This window comes from Vibrio sp. M260121 (assembly GCF_036533715.1).
Taxonomy (GTDB): Bacteria; Pseudomonadota; Gammaproteobacteria; order Enterobacterales; family Vibrionaceae; genus Vibrio.
In genome coordinates this window covers 119,324-140,662 of record NZ_JATABF010000006.1, presented here as the reverse complement: position 1 = coordinate 140,662, position 21,339 = coordinate 119,324, and the positions used below count along the sequence as shown (strand labels likewise).

At 45.2% G+C, this 21,339-nt stretch carries 21 protein-coding genes; 11 read left to right on the top strand and 10 right to left on the bottom strand.

Annotated elements, in window-relative coordinates:
* Positions 1-12: 12 nt before the first annotated feature.
* The gene (locus QTO06_RS05970) at positions 13-1,386 is read right to left on the bottom strand and encodes an L-cystine transporter (protein WP_331407162.1); all 1,374 of its coding nucleotides are present in this window, start codon (positions 1,384-1,386) and stop codon (positions 13-15) included.
* Positions 1,387-1,578: 192 nt separating this feature from the next.
* The gene (locus QTO06_RS05965; RefSeq protein ID WP_331407161.1) at positions 1,579-2,274 is read right to left on the bottom strand and encodes an NAD(P)H-binding protein; all 696 of its coding nucleotides are present in this window, start codon (positions 2,272-2,274) and stop codon (positions 1,579-1,581) included.
* A gap of 646 nt (positions 2,275-2,920) precedes the next feature.
* On the opposite strand from QTO06_RS05965, the gene QTO06_RS05960 reads away from it, so the two are divergent.
* The 9 genes from QTO06_RS05960 (at position 2,921) to btuD (ending at position 11,558) form a co-directional block, all read left to right on the top strand.
* Entirely contained in the window at positions 2,921-3,532 is a 612-nt protein-coding gene (locus QTO06_RS05960) for a flavin reductase family protein (RefSeq protein ID WP_331407160.1), read from the top strand.
* Between the two features lie 19 nt (positions 3,533-3,551).
* On the top strand, positions 3,552-4,595 hold the full coding sequence (gene cobT / locus QTO06_RS05955; protein ID WP_331407159.1) for a nicotinate-nucleotide--dimethylbenzimidazole phosphoribosyltransferase: 1,044 nt from the start codon (positions 3,552-3,554) through the stop codon (positions 4,593-4,595).
* Positions 4,595-5,401 carry an adenosylcobinamide-GDP ribazoletransferase gene (locus tag QTO06_RS05950; protein ID WP_331407158.1) on the top strand — a complete coding sequence of 269 codons (807 nt, stop codon included), beginning with the start codon at positions 4,595-4,597 and terminating at the stop codon, positions 5,399-5,401. The genes cobT and QTO06_RS05950 overlap by 1 nt, the downstream gene beginning before the upstream one ends.
* Positions 5,398-5,946, top strand: a complete 549-nt coding sequence (cobU, locus tag QTO06_RS05945) for a bifunctional adenosylcobinamide kinase/adenosylcobinamide-phosphate guanylyltransferase (protein ID WP_331407157.1) — start codon at positions 5,398-5,400, stop codon at positions 5,944-5,946. Before QTO06_RS05950 ends, cobU begins: the two co-directional genes overlap by 4 nt.
* Positions 5,943-6,557, top strand: a complete 615-nt coding sequence (gene cobC / locus QTO06_RS05940; protein WP_069218050.1) for an alpha-ribazole phosphatase family protein — start codon at positions 5,943-5,945, stop codon at positions 6,555-6,557. The genes cobU and cobC overlap by 4 nt, the downstream gene beginning before the upstream one ends.
* An 82-nt stretch (positions 6,558-6,639) precedes the next feature.
* Entirely contained in the window at positions 6,640-8,439 is a 1,800-nt protein-coding gene (locus QTO06_RS05935) for a M3 family oligoendopeptidase (RefSeq protein ID WP_331407156.1), read from the top strand.
* 238 nt (positions 8,440-8,677) lie between these two features.
* On the top strand, positions 8,678-9,706 hold the full coding sequence (locus QTO06_RS05930; protein WP_105065211.1) for a succinylglutamate desuccinylase: 1,029 nt from the start codon (positions 8,678-8,680) through the stop codon (positions 9,704-9,706).
* A gap of 102 nt (positions 9,707-9,808) precedes the next feature.
* Positions 9,809-10,804, top strand: a complete 996-nt coding sequence (btuC, locus tag QTO06_RS05925) for a vitamin B12 ABC transporter permease BtuC (RefSeq protein WP_020197786.1) — start codon at positions 9,809-9,811, stop codon at positions 10,802-10,804.
* Entirely contained in the window at positions 10,791-11,558 is a 768-nt protein-coding gene (gene btuD / locus QTO06_RS05920) for a vitamin B12 ABC transporter ATP-binding protein BtuD (protein WP_331407155.1), read from the top strand. The genes btuC and btuD overlap by 14 nt, the downstream gene beginning before the upstream one ends.
* A gap of 53 nt (positions 11,559-11,611) precedes the next feature.
* On the opposite strand, the gene QTO06_RS05915 is transcribed toward btuD, so the two are convergent.
* The 4 genes from QTO06_RS05915 to QTO06_RS05900 all read right to left on the bottom strand — a co-directional run bounded on the left by QTO06_RS05915 (position 11,612) and on the right by QTO06_RS05900 (position 14,730).
* The gene (locus tag QTO06_RS05915; RefSeq protein WP_331407154.1) at positions 11,612-11,935 is read right to left on the bottom strand and encodes a hypothetical protein; all 324 of its coding nucleotides are present in this window, start codon (positions 11,933-11,935) and stop codon (positions 11,612-11,614) included.
* A 235-nt stretch (positions 11,936-12,170) separates the two neighbouring features.
* Positions 12,171-12,746: a nucleoside triphosphate pyrophosphohydrolase family protein gene (locus tag QTO06_RS05910; RefSeq protein ID WP_005445519.1), complete on the bottom strand. Its 576-nt coding sequence runs from the start codon at positions 12,744-12,746 to the stop codon at positions 12,171-12,173.
* Positions 12,747-12,854: 108 nt separating this feature from the next.
* Positions 12,855-13,436, bottom strand: coding sequence for a DUF1415 domain-containing protein (locus QTO06_RS05905; RefSeq protein WP_331407153.1), 582 nt, complete (start codon positions 13,434-13,436; stop codon positions 12,855-12,857).
* Between the two features lie 82 nt (positions 13,437-13,518).
* Entirely contained in the window at positions 13,519-14,730 is a 1,212-nt protein-coding gene (locus tag QTO06_RS05900) for an MFS transporter (protein WP_331407152.1), read from the bottom strand.
* Between the two features lie 112 nt (positions 14,731-14,842).
* On the opposite strand from QTO06_RS05900, the gene QTO06_RS05895 reads away from it, so the two are divergent.
* Positions 14,843-15,712 carry a LysR family transcriptional regulator gene (locus tag QTO06_RS05895; protein WP_331407151.1) on the top strand — a complete coding sequence of 290 codons (870 nt, stop codon included), beginning with the start codon at positions 14,843-14,845 and terminating at the stop codon, positions 15,710-15,712.
* A 66-nt stretch (positions 15,713-15,778) separates the two neighbouring features.
* Here the strand turns inward: QTO06_RS05895 and QTO06_RS05890 are convergent, their stop codons facing one another.
* From QTO06_RS05890 to QTO06_RS05875, 4 genes are all read right to left on the bottom strand, one after another.
* Positions 15,779-16,798 (bottom strand): FUSC family protein, encoded by a 1,020-nt coding sequence (locus tag QTO06_RS05890; protein ID WP_331407150.1) that lies wholly within the window; start codon positions 16,796-16,798, stop codon positions 15,779-15,781.
* Between the two features lie 133 nt (positions 16,799-16,931).
* Entirely contained in the window at positions 16,932-17,933 is a 1,002-nt protein-coding gene (locus tag QTO06_RS05885; RefSeq protein WP_331407149.1) for a DUF2955 domain-containing protein, read from the bottom strand.
* Positions 17,923-19,029, bottom strand: coding sequence for an HlyD family secretion protein (locus QTO06_RS05880; RefSeq protein ID WP_331407148.1), 1,107 nt, complete (start codon positions 19,027-19,029; stop codon positions 17,923-17,925). Before QTO06_RS05880 ends, QTO06_RS05885 begins: the two co-directional genes overlap by 11 nt.
* 284 nt (positions 19,030-19,313) lie before the next feature.
* Positions 19,314-19,541, bottom strand: coding sequence for a glutaredoxin family protein (locus tag QTO06_RS05875; RefSeq protein WP_005439862.1), 228 nt, complete (start codon positions 19,539-19,541; stop codon positions 19,314-19,316).
* A gap of 305 nt (positions 19,542-19,846) precedes the next feature.
* On the opposite strand from QTO06_RS05875, the gene QTO06_RS05870 reads away from it, so the two are divergent.
* Complete coding sequence (locus tag QTO06_RS05870; RefSeq protein WP_331407147.1) at positions 19,847-21,337, top strand: hypothetical protein; 1,491 nt, start codon at positions 19,847-19,849, stop codon at positions 21,335-21,337.
* The last annotated feature ends 2 nt before the right edge of the window (positions 21,338-21,339 follow it).

The following is a 21,339-nucleotide window of genomic DNA, read 5'->3' as shown; positions in this document are numbered from 1 at the left end:
TTTGAGTAGCGACTACGCTTTCTGTTCTTCCAACGCAGTTTCGCTATTGGTCGACTTTAACACTCGGCTAGTAATCGTTCCCGCTGTCATCGCGCCAGACACATTAAGTGCAGTTCGTGCCATATCGATCAATGGTTCGATAGAGATAAGCAACGCAGCAATTGTCACAGGCAAGCCCATTGCAGGTAGTACAATCAATGCCGCAAAAGTTGCGCCGCCGCCTACACCGGCAATACCGAATGAGCTAATCGTGATGATGGCAATCAGTGACAAAATGAAGTTGATGTCTAGAGGATCAATACCCATGGTTGGCGCTACCATTACCGCAAGCATTGCTGGGTAAATACCTGCACAGCCGTTCTGACCGATAGTGGCACCGAAAGACGCGGACAAGTTCGCAATCGCTGGTGGCACGTTTAGCTTAGTGATTTGTGCTTCAACGTTAAGTGGAATCGTTGCTGCTGAGCTGCGTGACGTAAATGCAAATGTCAGTACAGGCCAGATCTTCTTAAAGTACTCTGCTGGGCTCACGCCAACGAAAGACACTAGCAGTCCGTGTACAAGGAACATAAGTAAAATAGCAACGTACGATGCCACGATGAAGCCTAACAGGTTAAGGATGTCACCAGCACTTGAAGTTGCAACGACTTTTGCCATCAGCGCTGCGATACCGTAAGGCGTCAATGCCATGATCATCTTAACTAAACGCATAACGATAGATTGAGCAGCCTCAACGAAAGTGCGAATAGGAGATTCTAGCTCTTCTTTTTCTGCCATTACTTTACGTGCAGCGATGCCCACTAAAACACCAAAGATAACCACAGCAATGATCGATGTAGAGCGAGCTCCTGTGAGGTCAGCAAATGGGTTGCTTGGAATAAAGCTAACTAGCATCTGAGGAATCGTTAGGTCGCTTACTGAGCCTACACGGCTTTCTAGTACCGCAATACGGGCAGTTTCACGTGCACCTTCTGTGAGGCCTTCTGCAGAAAGACCAAACGTTGTGGTAACCAGAATACCAATCATGGCAGCGATAGCGGTCGTAACGAGAAGAACAGAAATCGTAAGGCCAGAAATCTTACCCAGAGAGCCGCCTTTTTCCAGCTTAACAACCGCAGAAATCATAGAGACCAGTACCAATGGCATAATGACCATCTTCAACAGGCCGACGTAACCACTGCCGACGATACCAACCCACTCAAGTGTTTGAGCAATCACATCGCTGCCTTCGCCATGAATCAGCTGTAAAGCAAGTCCGAAAAGTGAACCAGTCACAAGACCAATTAACACAAGACGAGATAACGTGTTCTTTTTTTGTTGTTGGTTAAAAAGAAAGAATAATATGGCGATAAACACCGCCAGAGAGGCAACCACTGCGAAATTCATAATCTGACCTTATTAATCAGCGCCAAATGCTGACTGTTTTTTATACGGGGCTATATACTGGTAACGTAAGATACCGATCGGGATATAACTTTAAAAATGAAAAACAGGTATTAGATAGATCGAAAATGAATATAAAAGTGAGACGCATATCTCGTGCAATAACGTTTTAGCACGAGATTTATCCGATTTTATTTAGTCATAATGCTTGATGAGGTCCATCATCTCTCTTCTATGCAAATAGACGATTGGGTCTTGTTGATAGCTGAAAACTTGGTAAATCATCGCTTTGGCTACGTCTTGAGCTTGAATAGGCACAAAATTAGCCAGCTTCCCCAGCATAAGCGGACGAATTACTTTAGAAAGAGTCTGAACAACCTTCTCATCTGTACGAGGATTTTCTCGTTGCCCGACTAGAGGCCCCGGTCTTGCGAAGACCACTTCTTCAAAGCCCATCTTTTCAATATTTTTTTCCATGTGGCCTTTGCAAGCAAGATAGTGGGATGATGAAGAGGCTTTTGCACCCAAACTCGATACGACCGCAAGGCGTTTTACGCCAATCAACTTCATTTGCTGAGCCACTTTACACACTAACTCGACATCGATTTTCCTTAAACCGTCTTTGCTGCCGGCTTGCTTCAATGTCGTACCAAGACAAATAAAACCAACACGAGGGATCGGTTGTTGTTCGTCCCAGTCATGAATGGTGAGCTCAGCATCGAGAAGTGGGATGATTTTATTATCAGGGTCGGCAATGTCAGTGAGGGCTCGTCGAGAAAGGGAATACAGAGTTTCGATGCTAGGCTGTGAGATCAGTTGAAGGAAGACTTCTCTACCAACCAGCCCTGTTGCGCCAGCGATAATGACACATGCATTTGAATCGTTACTCATTGTATTCTTCCTCATAGAGAACAGTTGCTTAGGCTATTGTAGCTTAATTGTTCAGCCAAGCATTAGGCATGCTATCAATGTTTGACGCACGACCCGTTTGATTGCTCTTCAAACGGGTCTTTTTTCTTAGGAGAATGATAAGGGTATGGATCGCCGAGATTGGCGTGGTGGGTTTGGCTTGCCTCTCTTAGCGGGGCGACGACTTTGATTGGCAAACATAATTTCTCGCTTTTTGTGTTAGGGACGATTTGTTTAAAGCATCACACGTGCCAACTTTCAAAATACAGACGATGAGGAAATCAGCTCTCGTTTCATTTACGCCTAATCTGTGTTAGACGTGCTATTGGATAGTTTTTATTTATCAATGTTTTAAGTTGTTTGGCTAGATTGATGTTGACCATCAGACGTTATCAATTAGAGCGCTGAAAAATAAATGACTGAGACTGAGTTGGTTTAAGTTGAATGCTTTCTTTAGTAGAACAAGCTTGTTGAAATAACATTTTTATCAATATGACTGTCGAATTGACAAAAAGCGCTGTCAAAAAGAGAAAATCAGATGAAATTGCACGGGAGAGGGGTACACTTGTTCTCTCAATTTGTCGGGAGTCTCATTTCTCTCGCGGTTTTCTAAGACCAAGGACGTCGTATGAACATAGATTTCAGTACACTTGCGCCAACGCAGGTGTACCATTTGATGACTCAAACTGTCATTCCTCGCCCAATCGCTTGGGTGCTCACAGACTCAGGTGAGCAAAACTTCAACTTAGCACCATTTTCCTACTTTACTGCGGTCTCTAGCCGTCCACCTTTATTGATGATTTCTGTGGGAAAAAAGCCCAATGGGGACATCAAAGACACCACGCGAAATGCATTAGAAACCGGTAAGTTGGTTATCCATATTGCACCCAGCGATCTCGCGGATAAAGTCACTTTATCTTCTGCCACTTTAGTACACGGGGAATCTGAACTGGAGACGACTCAACTTGAGACGGTTGATTTCCAAGGTTTCGAATTACCACGCCTAGAGGGCGCGCCAATTGCATTCGGCTGTAAGTTGCACGAAGTGATAGAGATGGGTGAGACACCGCAAAGTTTAATCTTTGCAGAGATTGAACACATTTATGTCGATGAGCGGGTCCTATCCATGGAGGGTGACCGTTTAAAAGTTGATGCCTTAGCTGTAGACCCATTAGCTCGGTTAGGCGGTAATGAATACGCCACGTTAGAAAAAACTTTTTCTGTCGCTCGTCCAAAATAAAGAATAAGGAATCATCATCATGGATCGCTCTTTTGCCTCAGAAATTCAAGCTCGCATTGATAACAAAACCAAACCGTTAGGCGCTCTTGGTTTGCTCGAAAAAGTGGCGCTAGAACTGGCGTTAATTCATAGCCAAGATAAGCCTCAGGCGGTTGAAACAATAGAAATTCGCAAACCAACCATGTTGGTATTCGCTGGTGATCACGGCATCGCCGAAGAAGGGGTGAGCATTGCGCCAAGCGCTGTGACTCAGCAAATGGTGGCGAATTTTCTCGCTGGTGGCGCTGCTATTAACTGTTTCTGCGATCTCAACCAAATTGAATTTAAGGTCATTGATTGTGGCATGCTGTCACCCATCGATACCTTAGTTCCTAACTTTAAAAATCATCCCAACTTAATTGAGAAACGTCTGGGAAATGGCACGGCAAACTTTGCTAAACAAACGGCGATGTCACTAGAACAAGTCGCGCTAGGTTTGGAATATGGTGCCAAAGTCGCGCAGCAGGCGATTCTTAATGGCTCGAACTTGTTGATGTTTGGTGAGATGGGGATTGGCAATACCAGTTCTGCATCGGCATTGTTAACAGCGTTGAGTCCATTGGAAGTCGACCATTGTGTTGGCTATGGTACGGGCATTACTCAAGAGCAACTCAACCGTAAAATCAAGCTAGTCGCACAAGGTGTGAATCGCTGCCGTGACCTTGATACCAAAGGTGCGTTGGCTCAAGTCGGTGGGTTCGAAATCGTGCAAATGGTTGGCGCATTCTTAGAAGCGAAACGCCACAAAACGCCAGTCTTGGTCGATGGATTTATCGTATCTGTAGCCGCTTATGTGGCGACTCTATTAGATGAAGAAACGCGAGATTACATGTTGTTCGCCCATAACTCAGAAGAGAATGGGCACAAGTTTGTGCTGGAATGTTTGCAAGCGGAACCTCTTTTGGATCTTGGCTTGCGTTTAGGTGAAGGAACCGGAGCTGCGCTTGCTTTGCCACTGGTAAAAGCGGCGGCTCAGTTTTACAACAACATGGCAAGTTTTGAGAGTGCGGGAGTGACCGTTTAGTGTCTGCTTCTGATAATACACTCCATTCAGAGACTCGTTCTTTGCGCTATCAGAGTGAGCTTTTCTTGCTCGCAGTAAGCTTTTTTAGCCGCATACCAGTGCCTTCTGATTTACCTTACAGTGAAACGCGCATGAACCAAGCAGGGCGATACTTTGCTTTGGTCGGTGTGTTGCTAGGACTACTGTGCGCAGCTGTATTTTCACTGGCAAGTTTGTTGTTCCCAAACTCAGTTGCCATCGTGTTGACCATGGCATTTAGCCTTCTGCTTACCGGCGCGTTCCATGAGGACGGTTTAACGGATATGGCGGATGGCATTGGCGGTGGTATGACGTTAGAGCGCCGCTTAACCATCATGAAAGACAGCCGCATCGGGACGTACGGAGCGGCAACACTAATGATGGCGCTGTTAGCGAAGTTTGTATTTTGGATCGAGTTAGCCAATGAACCTCAGTTTTGGCTGATGATCGTCGTGGCGTTTACCGTGAGCCGAGCGTTGGCTGCCACTCTCATATATGACATGCCTTACGTTAGTGACGCGGATACCTCGAAAAGTAAACCGTTAGCGAATAAGCAATCGAGCTTAGAAGTCGCGATACTGCTCTTAACTGGTGGGGTTGTAACGTTGTTACTGGGTGTGACTCAGGCTGTTGTGATTGTATTGGTATTGGCACTGTTTCGTGTGTGCTTTAAACGCTGGCTGACCAAACGTATCGGGGGATTTACTGGTGATTGCCTTGGTGCCGCGCAGCAGCTTGCAGAGTTGCTTGTTTATCTCACTCTTATCGCATTTAGTCATTCATTATGAAGCAACTTATTCTAGGTGGTGCGCGCTCAGGAAAATCGAGCTTAGCAGAGAGCAGGGCGCAACAATGGGCACAAAATAAAAACGGAACGCTTCACTATGTTGCGACGGCATTGCCTTTTGATGACGAGATGAGGCAGCGCATTGCTCATCATAAACTGCAGCGAGGGGCTGGGTGGATTGAACATGAATGTCCGCTTAACTTGCCTGAGCTCATTTGTGGATTTTCGTCTCAAGATGTCGTGTTAGTTGACTGCCTCACGCTTTGGCTCAACAACTGGATCTTTGAACTCGGTGATGACTGCTGTAATGAGCGGTTAGAGGAAAAAATTGAGCGGTTGGTGAATACGGCAGCGCAATCTGATGCGACGCTGATTTTTGTCTCTAACGAAGTCGGGATGGGTATTGTGCCGCTTGGCGCCGTCAGTCGTTATTTTGTTGATAATGCGGGACGGATGAATCAAAAACTGGCGACCGTGTGTGAGCGAGTCACGTTTGTCGCCGCGGGCTTGCCACTTGAGCTCAAACCACAAGAAGGGAAGAGATGAAAACGTTGAATATCTACTTACTGCGACACGGGAAAGTGAACGCAGCCCCAGGTTTACACGGACAAGCCGATTTAAAAGTGGATGATGCAGAGCAACGCAAAATTGCTCAAGCCTGGCAACAAACGGGTCGAGAAGTAGAAGGGATCATCAGCTCTCCCTTGTCACGTTGTCACGACCTTGCTGAGATACTTGCAGAGCAGCAACTTTTGCCTTTAAGTGTGGAACCACAACTTCAAGAGTTGGATTTTGGTGATTTCGACGGCATCCCATTTGACATGCTCTCTGAGCACTGGAATAAGCTCGATGCGTTTTGGAAAGCACCGGCACTACACACCTTGCCGAATGCTGAAAGCTTGGATGATTTCTCCCGTCGTGTAACTTGTGCTTGGTCTCAAATCATTAATGATATCAATGACAACTTGCTAATTGTCACGCATGGTGGCGTAATTAGAATGATTCTTGCCCATGTATTGGGTGTAGATTGGCGCAATCCGCGATGGTATTCGACATTAGCGATAGGAAATGCGTCAGTAACACATATAACAATTACCATCGATGATCAGATTTACGCCTCAGTTCGTTCGATAGGCGTACCACTATTTGAAAATTAGTCACGGAAGTAGCCAACGCTTGGATCTCTACCGAGTTTAACAGAGAAAAGGGCTGGCTCGATTACATCAAAAGGAACCATAAATGACCGCTCCTAGCTGGGATTTATCCATCGTTTATAACGATCTCGCTGACCCACGAATTAAAGATGACATTGCCCTTGTAGAGCAATGCATTGACCTACTCAATAAACAGTCTGCTGATTGTAACTCTGTTGAAGTGATGCAAAACGCAATCTTAACCAGCGAGGCGGCAAGCCGTTTGGCTGGCACTATTGCGAACTTCGCTAACTGTTACGCGTCAGTGGATGCGACAAATGCAGAGGCGAAAGCACTGCTAGGTCGTATGACGCGTATTTTCTCTGAGCTTTCTCAAGCTTACAGTGCGTTTGAGCTTAAATTGACTCACGCTGATGACGAGTTCATTACTCGCGTTTTGGATCATGAAAATCCAGACATCAATGGTCAGGCGTTTTCAATCCTAAACTCTCGCAAACTGGCTGACACACGCTTAAGCACCGAAGAAGAAAAGCTGTTAGCGGCAATGAGCGTGGATGGAAAATCTGCGTGGGGTAAGTTATACAACAACCTCACTGGCTCTTTGAAAGTGAAGCTTGACTATGCTGATGGTGAAAGTGAAGAGCTTGGCTTCTCGCAAGCAGCAAGCATTCTTTATGGCTCTGAATTTGATCGCCAAGAAGCTGCATGGCGTGGTGTTCAGAAGGCGATGGCGACACACCAAGAGTCTTTTGCCTCTATCCTTAACGCGCTTTCAGGTTGGCGTTTAACAGAGAATAAAAAGCGTTCTACCAAACGGGATGTTCATTTCCTTGATCCAAGCTTGCATGGCAGCCGAATTAAAGCGGAAACGTTGGATGCCATGATGAAAGTGGCTAAAGACAGCCGTGAGATTGGTCAAAAAGCCGGTTTGCTAATGGCGAAGGTTCACGGTCTGGATGAGATGAAACCGTGGAATCATCTTGCTGCGATGCCTGCTTTGAGTGGTGAAGCGAAAGTTTACCCTTTCGATGAAGCAATCGACGTCATCTGTGAAGCGTTCGAAACCGTGAATCCAGACATGTCCGAGTTTGTTCGCATGATGGTACAAAACGGCTGGATTGATGCCGCGCCTAATGCCAACAAACGCCTTGGCGCATACTGTACTAAGCTGCCGGCGACGCGTACGCCGCTTGTGTTTATGACTTGGAGTGGTAGCCGCTCAGACCTGATGACGCTTGCTCATGAGCTTGGTCACGCCTTCCACAACTGGGTGATTCGTGACTTGCCGCTTTGCCAGACGTACTACCCGATGACGTTGGCAGAAACCGCTTCAATTTTCGCTGAAAACATCGTTCGAGATCATCTGATTTCAAAAGCAGAAAGTGTGGATGACAAGCTCGAAATGCTGTGGGAAGAGCTCTCTTCTGCGTTAGCGCTGATGATCAATATTCCCGTTCGTTACGAATTCGAAAAAGCCTTCTACGAGCGTCGCCAAGAGGGTGAACTGACAGCAGACGACTTCTGTGAGCTGATGTCAGAAACATGGAAAGATTGGTATGGCGATGTGATGAGCGAAGCTGACCCTTATTTCTGGGCGAGCAAACTGCACTTCTCAATTTCTGGGGTGAGCTTCTACAACTACCCATATCTGTTCGGTTTCTTGTTCAGTAAAGGTATCTACGCTCAACGTGATGCTAAAGGGGAGCGTTTCTACGACGATTACGTAGAACTATTGCGCGACACTGGCAACATGATGGCTGAAGAGGTTGTAGATAAGCATCTTTCAATGGATCTGACGCAACCCGAATTTTGGCAGCAGAGTGTGGAGCTAGTTCGTGACAAAGTAGACGAATTTGAACGTTTACTCGCACAACGTGGTGAATAAACGCTAAAAGTTGATCAAATCATAATGATCTTCTTTAGGGCTGTGGTAAAGTTCACAGCCCTAACACTTTGTAATTGTTTAAAAAATAAACGCCTCAATGCTTGATTTGAGTGCATGGCGCGAAAAGGTATGGGATTTTAAATAAATTTGGTGGCTTCTACTCATAAGTGGGATCGCAACAACAAAAATCCTTTGTACAATTTATTAACATACCCGCCGTGCTATTAAGGAGTAACGCATGACGAAGTCTCTCTTTCGCCAATCGTTTTTAACTGACACGTTAGATGTTCATATTGATGTCGCGCCAGCGGAGCAGGTGCTGTCTAATGGTGTAAAACTTAAACTCTATCAGCGTGGTGTGCTAGAAGTGATTCCTGATGAATACACTCAGGAAACCAAGAACGTCATCATCTCTTGTGGTGTCCACGGGGATGAAACCGCACCGATGGAGCTGGTGGATTCAATTATCAAAGACATCGAATCCGGCTTCCAGAAAGTCAAGTCTCGATGCTTATTCATTATCGCTCACCCAGAATCGACTCTGGCGCACACGCGATTTTTAGAAGAAAACCTTAATCGACTGTTTGATGAGAAAGAGCACGAGCCAACCAAAGAGCTTGCGATTGCTGACACTCTCAAATTGTTAGTCAGAGATTTCTATCAAGATACGGCAGCGGAAACACGCTGGCACTTAGATTTGCACTGTGCGATCCGTGATTCAAAGCACTACACCTTTGCGGTGAGTCCGAAAACGCGTCATCCTGTTCGTAGCAAAGCTTTGATTGATTTTCTCGACAGTGCACATATTGAAGCAGTGCTGCTTTCTAACTCGCCAACCAGTACATTTAGTTGGTTCAGTGCAGAGAACTACGGCGCTCAAGCTTTGACGATGGAACTTGGTCGAGTGGCTCGTATTGGTGAAAACGACTTAGACAAACTGACTGCGTTCGATTTGTCACTGCGTAACCTAATTGCAGAGGCGAAAGCGGAGCACTTGTCTAAACCATGTATCAAGTACCGTGTTAGCCGTACGATTGTGCGTTTGCACGAAGATTTCGATTTCATGTTTGATGACAACGTTGAGAACTTTACCTCATTCGTTCACGGCGAAGTGTTTGGTCACGATGGTGACAAACCGTTGATGGCGAAGAACGATAACGAAGCCGTTGTTTTCCCAAATCGCCACGTCGCGATTGGTCAACGCGCAGCATTAATGGTATGTGAAGTGAAAACGCGCTACGAAGATGGCGAGTTAGTCTACGATTAATGCCATATCGCTTTAATTTCGGCGAATAAAGCGTAAGAACACATTTGCAATTTACCGAGGCTTAACTGTAAGGTTAAGCCTCGTTTGTATTTATCGGCTACTATGGATTTTCAACAACTTATCCTGAACAAGGAACGACGCTGGCAACGCAATCTTTTGATTATGTCAGTGATTCTCGTGCTGCTCTCTGCTATCCACTTGATGGTCGGAGAGGTATTTCTTTCTCCTTTTCAGTCTCTTTCTGCATTTGAACAAAAACTCTTGTTGGATTTACGTCTGCCACGTTTGGTTTCTGCCGCCATTATCGGAGCAGCATTGGCGGTCTCTGGTGCTACCTTACAAGTTCTGCTTGGCAACGTATTAGCCGAACCTGGCGTTCTCGGGATCTCGGGGGGCGCGAGTTTGGCAATGGTGCTCGTCATGTTTGCCTTGCCGGTTTTGCCTTCTCCGATGATCTTTATGTTGGCTGCCATTGCCGGTTCGATGTTGTTTACCGTCATATTGGTTGGTATCGCAAGGGCAATGCATCTCACTACCGCACGGTTACTGCTCGTCGGTGTTGCCCTGGGTATTTTGTCGAGCGCCATTGTGACGTGGGCGTTCTACTTTAGCGATGACTTGAGCTTACGTCAGTTAATGTACTGGCTAATGGGCAGCATTGGTGGGGCAAGTTGGTATCAGCACACCGTCACTTTGGTGATGCTACCTGTATTGATTTGGCTCTGCTGCAAGGGCAAACCGCTTGATAAGTTGATGCTCGGGGAAATCCATGCCACTCAACTGGGTATTGATGTTCATCAGATGCGCTGGAAGCTCATTTTGGCAATCTCTGTACTTGTTGGTGGTTCCGTTGCGTTGGGTGGGATCATTAGCTTTGTGGGCTTAGTCGTGCCGCATCTGCTTCGATTAGCGTTTGGTACAGAAAACCGTTACCTGTTGCCTCTATCGGCAATATCTGGCGCAGCTTTATTGGTGTTTGCTGATATCGGCGCGCGTTTGTTGCTCGATTCTGCTGAGCTGCCGCTTGGAGTGATGACCACTTCTATCGGCGCACCTATCTTCATTTGGATGTTGGTGAAAAGTCATGATGCACGTTAAGCACATCGCAGTTGGAAGTCGACTGCTACCGCTCTCCTTTGAATGTAAGCCGGGTGAGGTTGTCCATGTCGTTGGTCCAAACGGCTCCGGGAAAAGCACATTACTTGGCGCGATATCTGGCACCTTAACTCAGCGTGAAGGCGTAAGTGGGGAAGTGCTTGTCGACAATGACGACCTGCTCACAATGCCACTTTCGGAACAAGCGCATATCCGCGGGTATTTGTGTCAACAGTCAAGGCCAGCATTCAATGTTGATGTCTTTCAATACTTAGCGCTCTCACTGCCAACAGGCGCCCATATCGGCGATGAGAAAGTACGAGATGCCGTCAATATCGTTATTGAGCTGGTCCAACTGCAAGACAAGCTTCATAGAAGCATTCAGACACTATCCGGCGGTGAATGGCAGCGTGTCCGTTTAGCTGGGGTCTGTTTGCAAGTGTGGCGTACAATTAACCCTTACTCTCAGCTATTGATTTTGGATGAACCCGCAGCGCCGTTGGATGTTGCCCAAGAAGGACTGCTATATCAGCTCATTAATGCAGTCGCTGCGCAAGGCATCGGGGTGTTGGTCGCAAACCACGACTTAAATCGAACGCTAAGGCATGCTGACAAGGTACTGCTGCTCAATAACGGCGTATTGCATTCTTTAGGTAACGCCGATGAAGTACTAACGGAAGAGGGCTTGGCAGAGGTTTTCCAAACTCAAGTTCGAAAAGTCGTAGTAGAAGAAAGGCCGTATCTGATTTTTGATTAGTATCCTAAAGAAATACAGAGCATCCAGATGCCAAGCGTTTGTCTGTTGAAAGACTAAAACAGAGGCATCTGATGTGAATGGGACTTCTTGATATCTAATGGGTTATCGACCCCCTGAAAGTACTCCACCCAAACTTTATTACTTCTCGGAAACTCTCGTCGTAGGGCTTTCTTAACGTGTTTACGCGTACTGACCAAATCTCCTGTCATCGTTTGATTGTGATACCCCGTTTCAACAACTTGGAACTCACTATCTGCTAGACAGTAAATCAGAAAGCCGCGATCTCTTTTGTAAGTCTTAAACTCTACCGCTTCTTTAGGCTGCAATTCTTTGAGTTGCTTTTCGACTAACGGCAACACCTGAGATATATGAATCATAGGTAATCCACGATATGGTAATTAAGGCTAGGTTATCAGAGAGGTAGACCTCAGAAATATCAATAAATACTGAACAGGTGTTTAGTGGCGTTAAAAGCATGGATTTAGCTTCATTGACCGGCGATTCGATGAGGTTGAACTTTTAAGTAATGAGGCTCTGAGCAGACATAAAAAAGCGCCCACAATATCGAGTATTGTGGGCGCTGAATTTTATCTGTAGTGCCTAATCGACGACTTACTGTGTAAGTGGCTTAAGGTCTGCAGGGCGGTAGTAAACTGATTTTAGGACCTTGCCTTTACGTACCGTTTTGCCTTCAGATACAAAATCTTCTGCACATTTTGCAATGATGTATTCGCCTTTTTGAACCGCCATCAGCTTGATGCCTTGTTCAGCGTAGAACGCTTCTGTTTCTGCATATTCTTGCTCGTTACGGCACACTTTGCTCATGTTGCTTGAGTGCACTTCGTCCCAGCAAGGGATAAAGTCGATACCACGGTTCACCGCTACGTTAAGCAGTAGATCGATCAGGTAGCTGATCGCTAGGTTATCTTCAACTTTGCTGTCACCAAGGTGTACTAGACGACCCATTAGAACGTAAACGCTGTCAATGATTGCGTCTGCTTGCTCGGTTTTGCAATCCGCTTCCGCTAGTTCAGTAAGCTCTTCGATCGCAAGAGAAGTGTGTAGCGTATCTGCTTGTGCGTCTAGGCTTGCAACATCCGCCACTGGTAGGTCGAAAGTGCTACGGAACTCGGTGATGTCACGGTATAGGTGATCAAAAATCTCTTGGGTTAGCTTTGACAGTTGCATTCTAATGTCCATTGAATCGATTGAAGTCGCAATCATATCAAACCGAACTTTAATCCCCAAGCGATCCCATCCTAACTGGTTAGAATTCTGTCTCTTGGGGAGTGAGTTTTAGCGGAATAGGTAAGGGAAGAGCTTCTGACGTTCTTCCTCTGAAAGCGCTGAGACACGTGCGATGTTAGTATCTGGAATGGACTCTGGGTCAGGGTAGTGCTTGAGTACTTTTTCCATACTCTCTTCACGGATCAAATGAAACACTGGGTATGGAGAGCGATTCGTCAGGTTTTCATCATCTTCTGGTTCTGCGCCGCCAAAGCAGTAATCAGGATGGAAGGTGGCAACTTGGAAAATGCCTTCCCAATCTTGCTGTTTGATCAAGCCTTCAACCCAATCAATGAAGAAGTTGTAATCCCAGAAATCTTGCAGCATGTTTGGAACCACAACCAAGGTTGTCTCCAGTTTTTCCGGCTCGGTATTACTGAGTTCGATCAGTTGCAGCAAAATGTCTTCAAGTAGAGCTTCTTCTTGCGAGGCTTCACTAACGAAGATTTTGATTTGTTTATTTCGCTGTGGCTTAGCGGCGAACGGGCAGAGATTTAACCCGATCACGACATCATTGAGCCATTGCTCGACTTGCTCTGTGATCGCATTGATATCGGTGTTTGGTGATTCTTGTGTTGAGCGCGTTGGCATACGACTTTCTTGCTTTTATGAGTGTGGCGCAAGCATAGCAGACCAGCGCCTCAACATAAAATCAATAGGACTTAACGTCTCGTTAAGCCGGTAAGTCTGCATTATCACCAGCGTCAACTCGCTCTGTGATGTGTTTTAAGAATGCGATAGCAGCGAACATCGCGATGTACAGTGTGCTACCGCCGATGAGTACACTCGACCAACCGCCGTTTTGCCAGCAATAGAGCAATAGGAATCCACCTAAACTGCCGCCAATATAGTAATGCACGAGATACAATGCGGTCGCCGTTGCTTTTGCTTGTGTTGCGTTTTGTCCAACCCAACCGTAGGCGAGCGTGTGAGTGAAGAACGCACCGAAGCTGATCAATAACAAACCTGTCAACATCGCAGGTATGCTTTCAATCACCGCGATCCACATGCCAGCCATGCTGACGATAGAGCCCAAAAACATGCCAAGTATCGGCGAAAAGCGCTTACTCCAATGCCCGGCACAGCGGGAAGAAAACGTACCACCCAGATAGCAAACAAAGATGAGAGAAGCTAAACCAACAGGCACATTATGGGGCGCACTGACTAAGCGGAATCCCATTACCGAATAAAGATTAACGAACAAGGCAAAGTTCAAACCGCCAATTAGCATAGCGAACCACACACGTTGATTTTTGAAGTGTCCAATTATAGCTTTATTGTGGTGCCTTAAACTGCTTGAAGAAGGGGTGAAGTTTTTCTGCTTTGGCAGCAAGTAATGCACGCTGACCACGCCAATAAGGGTGAATAGCATCATAACTTCGATGGCGACATCGATGCTGAAGTTGTCTGCCAACAACCCTCCACTGATACGTCCTGCGATTCCTCCCAATGAATTGGCTGCGATATAAGTACCGATCGCCATTGAAAATGCATGTTTATCTAGCTCTTCCGCCATATAAGCAACGGCAACAGCAGCAAACGCGGCAAGCGCAACACCGATCAAAGCGCGACAAACCACTAAGAACAAAAACGAATCGCCAAGCAGCATTAATGCGGAGATAGCAGGGATCGAAAACAGACCAAACATCATTACAGGTTTGCGCCCAATCGATTCAGAGAGCACAGCCATCGGGACCAAGCTAAAGGAGAGAGCCAGTGTGGTGGCGGCGAATAGCCAGTTGACCTGCGTTTCCGAGATCTGAAAGTGCGCCGCAAAGCTTGGCAGCATCGGCTGAAGGAGATAAAGGTTCGAGAAAACCAAAAATGAGCCGAGCGCCAGAGATAGCGTAATGCGTTTGTATTCCGGAGTGCCGAAACTGACCATGAGTCCTGCCTAATGTGAGCGAGCAAATATAAAGAAACTGTGATCAATCTATCAGTTAGTTGTGGATTGAAAAAATATATTAAAAATATGGTTGCTATATATTTTTGATCTAATGGAATCGAAACAACTCAAACACTTTTTGGCGGTCGCGAAACACGGCAACATTACTCATGCAGCTAAGGCTTTGCACATTGCTCAGCCAGCGTTAAGTATTTCAATTAAGAAGTTCGAACAGTCTCTTGGCGTGACGCTGTTTCGCCGAGAAGAAAAGAAAATCAGCTTAACCAAAGAAGGGGAAACCCTGTTGGTTCACGCTAAGCGAGTAATTCAGCAGTTACACGATGCGCAGTTAGCAATTGATGAACTCAAAGGTTTAGCCAAAGGGGAAGTGCGCCTTGGTACGCCTTCAATGATGGGCAGCTATTTTTTCCCTCGAATTGTCATGGCGTTTAAGAGCCAGTATCCAGATTTAAAGCTGACGCTGGTGGAGGCGGGTACTCAGTCTATCCGCCGAATGTTACTTAATGGACAGCTCGATATTGGCGTGATCAGTTGTGACGATGTACCAGAAGACTTAGAAACTGACCATTTGTTTACTAGCCAAATGGTCGCCGTTGTGGCTCCGGAACATGACTTAGCTCAGCGCAGTGCCATCACATTTGATCAGTTTTTCGAGCATGATTTGGTGATGTTCCAACATGGCTACTTCCACCGAGAATTCTTAGACCACGTCAGCGAAGAGCATGGCTTTACGATGAAGTCGTCATTCGAAACTAACTTGTTGCCGCTCATTCTGAGTATCGTTAAACAAGAATTTGCTATTACCGCTCTCCTAGAACTGGTGACACAACATGAACAGGGTGTGGTGGGTATTCCATTTGAACCGAGCGTTAAGCTCGACCTTGCACTCGCGTGGCGAAAACAAGGCTATCTATCCATTGCCGACCGTACTTTTATTGATTTTGTGAAGCGGTATGTTTGATTTGCATCCAATTAAAACCAAACTGTTCAATGGAAAGCCTCCCTTTAATTGGGAGGCTTTTCTTTTTTATGCAGTTATCTCTTTCTCATTAAGTGGTATCAATACCCCAAGAGCCACCATGGCAGCGCCACCGATTACGGTGAACAATACTCGCTGCGAAAAGATCAATTCTGCCATTTCCGGATTAAAAGGACCTACCGATACAGTAAGAATAAGCAGCATGATACAAGCCGTGGCAATGGTGTAGTTGTGTTCGAGATACACAAGGATGCCGTAAAGCGAAGCGATGACTAAAACCCACATGGTTATTGTCATTGCCATGTCGGAGTTGAAAGAGCCCAATAGCAACCCCACAGGCAAATAAACTAATGCGCCAAGCAAGGTTCCGTTCAAACGTTGCCAAGCTTTCGGTGCTAAATCTTTGCTGAACGGGCTGTGGATCATCATAAATAGGTAAGCACCTAAAACGGCTCCTGTGCCACCCCATATACCTAACGACAGCACCAAGCCAATCCCTAGTGCCTTGCGGCTGGAGTACTTGAGATCAACACGACCAATTTTATGTGTGGTGCTCATCGAGCCATTCTGGGTGTTGGCGTTTTTCCAAACCAGCGTACTAGCAATGATCGCCACAGTGATGCCAAGCACAACCGATACTGAACGTTGAAGCATAAGTTCTGTGGCTGGGATATCTACCGGCATCATCATCGATAACAACATAAACGTCAGCGGCAGAATGTACTTTGGTACTCCTTGGTGGTGTTTATCGCGCTCTGTTATGACGAGTAAGAAGGCAAACTGCGCACTAGTAAAAGGCGCATAAGTGATAGGCACCATGGAAAGTGGTACCGCAGTTAATGTCATGACCAAAGGATGAAGGCTACCTAGCAGGGTGTCTTTTGTCGTACTGAATTTGAGATTGTATAGGTAGTGGATGATTCCCACTTCCACCGCCACAAAAGCTACTCCGACATCATAAAAATACGCGCTGATGATAAGAAGCACGATAGAAAGCAAAAACATGCGGTTGCCTAGCACAAGGTAAGGCTTTGGAGGGATGAATTTTTGAGCGAGTGAATCGAGCATGGCGTATTTCCCATCCTTCAGTGAATAACAATATAGAAGGTATGAGATTACCAATTTGATGAAATATTCATTGCCAGTTTGCGACAATAGTGATGAAAGCTTGAGCAGCATAAAGTGCCCAAGCTTAATGTGACTACGCGGTCTTTTTGTCGCGAGATTCGAAGAAATAGGTCACAAATACCATGTAGGCAACGACCAAAACTAACTGCCATATCCGAACGTAAAACTTATCGTCTAGCGCCCCGCTGCTCATGGAGGTGCCCATTAACACCATAAAACCCGTAAATGCAGTGGCGTAGACTGGGGCTTTGGCGGGCTCGGTGTAAATCTTGGTCCCAAGTAACGTAATAACCACCAACATCACAAGCATGTAGATGTACATATTTGGCACCAGAGAAATAGTAACGAAGGCAGCGAAAGCCAGTAGTCCTCCTAACACATTACTGATAACGAAAAACAGTGATGTTTTGCCCGCTTTATCGCTGGTTGCCATCAGAGAAAGCAGCATGACAAACGCAACGGTGAGCAATATTTGTGACAGTTGGAAATAGAAATAAAAACAAACCAAGGGAAACGACATCATCCAAGCTCGAATCGCAGCATTCCAACGCACTTCTTTGCTTAAGGGGGAAGGTGGAAAGCCAGCAAACTCAGTCGCATCTTCTTCAGGGAAGTAAATATGCGACACCCCGTAAAGCGCTACAGCAACGACACCAGAAAACGCAAAACCGATGCCTACGTCTAACGCAGCTTGCTTGTCGATGATGGTAACCGATGGAATCAAAATCAGGGCAATCATTAAGAAAGTGGCAAACATTACCCATTTCGGATCGGTAAATAGGTAATAGCTCCATAACATGCCTAGCGAGAGTACAGTCAGAAAGGCAATTTTGTATTCTGGCAAGCCGCTCGATACCAAAAAGCCAATGACCGCGGTGGAGATCAACGCATAGCCAAGTTGTTTGACATGCAGGATATGAAACTGCGGTTTATCGACGATGAATTTTGCAGTCAACAGAGGCGTACAAAATGCCAAAGGCCAGTTAAACCATAACGCGATAAAAGTAGCCAAACCTACGGTGACAACATAGCGCAGGATTCGACGTTCTTGTGCTTGACTCAGACTATCTAACATAAGAGAACACGCTCACCAGGTTGATCCAAATCTTGCCCAGAAAGTTAAATAGAGCATTGCTCTCTGTGTAGATCACCACATCTGCTTGTCCACCGATGCGCATGAAATCAGCCGCATGTTTATCATCGAGCTTAATGGTCACGGGCATACGCTGTGTATCTCGTAGCCAACCATTTTGATTTTTTACGGTGGCTAAAGTGCCCGGCTGATTATTCGCACCCCACGCAACCCCTAAATCTACGGAAGATACTGTGCCAGAGAAGGTTTGTCCGGGAGCATAATCGAGTGCAATTTCAACTTTATCTCCGGCATTAATATTGCCCATGCTGTTTTCGCGGAAGAAGGCTTCAAGCCATAAACCGTCGCTTTCAACAAACGTCATCAAAGGAGAACCTGCTGTGGCATAAGCGCCTTGCGACAAATTAAAATTGGTCACAGCGCCATCAGAAGGTGCTCGCATTGTCGTGCGTGATAAGTTCAGTTGCGCTTGTTGCAGTTCCAGTAAAGCCGATTGGATCTGAGCGTTCTCTTCACCTGCCGCTCCCACCTGAGCTTTTGCTTTTTCGAGGTTCGCTTTGGCGTTAACGACATCGGCATTCGCTTTATCAATAGCTGTGCGAGTAGTGTCTGCATCTGATTTTGAAACCACGCCTTTTTCTGCCATGGCTAAAACTCGCTGCCCTTGGCGTTTAGCATTTTCTTGTGCCACGAGCGCGGTGGTCAATTGAGCTTGTGCTGACATCACACCTGCCATTTGCGAGCCAACATTCTGTCCTGCGATCTTGAGCTTTACTTCCGCTTGCTTGACCGCAATCTGGTGATCGATGGTATTGATTTGCAGTAGCACATCGCCTTTTTTGACTTGGGTATTTGGTTTAATGCTGATGCTGTCAACTTGACCAGAGACTTGTGGGATCAATGAGACGGCATTGCCTTCCACACGGACATTATCGGTTGTCGGAATGATGCGATCTGCCACTATCGCTGTACCAATGGACACCATAGTGAGTGCCAATAATGCATTGGTTGTGCGCTTGACCTTATTAACCGGTTGCGGCGTCTGGCTTACTTGGTTTTCTGCTGCTGTCTCTGACATATAAACACTCACTAATGATGAAGAAAGATGGCCAGAGTTCTCCATCGACGCAAGCTAGGCGCGAATTAAACTGAGACCAGTTCGTTTGAGCGTTAAAATACAATGTGTAAGGAAGTGGAAATTGCCTTTATGCGACATTCGAAAATTTGCAGAGTAGTGGTTTGAATAAGAGCGACAGACAAAGAAATAGGGCGGGCGGATAGAAAAAGAGCCTCTCTTTGGAGAAGCTCTTTAGGGTAGAGATAACATGACTAAGTGATCAAACAAATTGACTAATATGTCACTTAGTTGCTGTACATTTTTTCAAAGTTCTTTGGATTCCAGCCAATCATGACTCGATCGCCAATCTTCAGTACAGGTACAGAGCGAGCCCCCAGTGCATCGAGCTCTTTGCGTCCGCGTTGCATTTTCGCATTGCACAAGCGGTAGTTAATATTTTTCGAATCAAGATAACGTTGAGCATCTTTGCAGTGCGGGCATTTGTCTTTGACGTAAAGAACGACACGTTTCATTCAATTTCTCTCCATTATCGTAGGGAGGCGAAGTTTACTATATGCTCTGTAAACTCTCCATAGCTTCATTTGTTGAGTAAAAGAATGAGGTTTGACAAGCGAAAGTCATAAAAATGTAATGCCAATAAAGGGCGTAAGGTTGGGAAAAAGTACCAAACGCTTTGATTGGTATGTGTAGCAATAGAACTTAAATATTATTTTATTTAGTATCCAAATGCTAGTTATTGCATTGATATGGCGTTTTTATGAATTTTTGTGACTAATTTACTTAAACGTCGAGTTTTATTTTACGTTCGGAAGAAAAAATGTCAGGTAGACGGGTCGCGAAAAATACTCTTTTTCAGATCATCAAAATGCTAATTACGACCGTAGTTAACCTGTATATGGTTCGTGTTTTACTCCAACAACTAGGCGTTGATGGATACGGTATTTTCAACCTTATTGCTGGTGTCTTGGCGTTAATGCTGTTTTTAAATGGAGCCATGACAACATCAAGTCAGCGCTATTTGTCTTTTTACAGCACCCAAAATATAGAAAAAAGAGTTAGCGTCTTTGCTACCACTAAAGCGCTACATGTTTTTGTTGCTCTAATTATTTTTTTACTTTTATTTTTACTGCAAAGTTTTGTTTTCAAGGGTTTGATCAAAATACCAGAGCCATTTTTTTCTTCCGCTCAATCGTTATACCAAATTATGGCTTTCGGCGTATTAGCATCTGTAGTAACCGTTCCATTTAATGCACAAATTAATGCTAATGAAGATTTAGGTGTTGATGCTATGTTTAGTGTTTTTGAATCACTATTTAAGTTAATTTCGGCATTTCTGATTATTTTATTTGAAAATCAACTAGTCGCTCTGGGGACTTTGTTTATCTCAGTTTCTTGGATGATGTTTATTGCGAAGGTGGTTTACTGTCGAATTAAATATGAAGAATGTAACTTTCTAAACTTCAAATTGGATTTTGCCTTATTTAAAGAAATGATTGGCTTCACGAGTTGGAACTCGTTTGGTGCAATTTGCGGCGTTGCTAGGGTTCAAGGATTAGCTGTTTTGCTCAATAACTTCTTTGGTGTTTATATCAATGCTGTTTATGCGATTGCTGTTCAAGTAAACGGAAAACTAAAGGAATTTAGCATTAACATTATGAAGGCATTCAACCCAAGAATCGTAAAGGCAGAAAGCAATGGTAACAGGGAGGAAATGATCCACCTATCCATGTTAGCAAGCCGTTTTAGTTTGTTGCTTTATTCAGTCATTGCGCTGCCGATATTTTTTGAAACAGATTTTATGTTGTCGATATGGTTAGGTGATTATCCTGAAGGTGTACTGACTTTTATCAAGCTATTTTTGTTACTTGCGTTTGTAAATCTTACGACAGTTGGTCTTCAAACGGCCATACAAGCAACCGGAGACGTAAAGGCTTACCAGTCAACTATTGGGTCAGTGCTGATGCTAACACTGCCATTGGCCTATATTTTCCTATCGTTAGGATATCCTTCATACACGGTTATCGTTGTTTCCATTTTTATGGAGGTGGTTTGTTGTGGAATGAGGCTCGCTTTTCTCAAGGCTAAAGCCGGATTATCCATTAAGAAATATATGATTTTTGTCATCAATAAAGCGCTTCAAGTGCTAATACCAACGATAGCCATATTGTTTTTACTAACGATAAGTTTCGAGAAAAGTATTCTAAGGTTTATTTCTACCACTTTGGTTTCATTCGGGATGATTAGCTTTTTAACGTATTGTCTGATGTTAAGTGTAGAAGAAAAGAAATTAATGAGACTAAAGGTATAAAG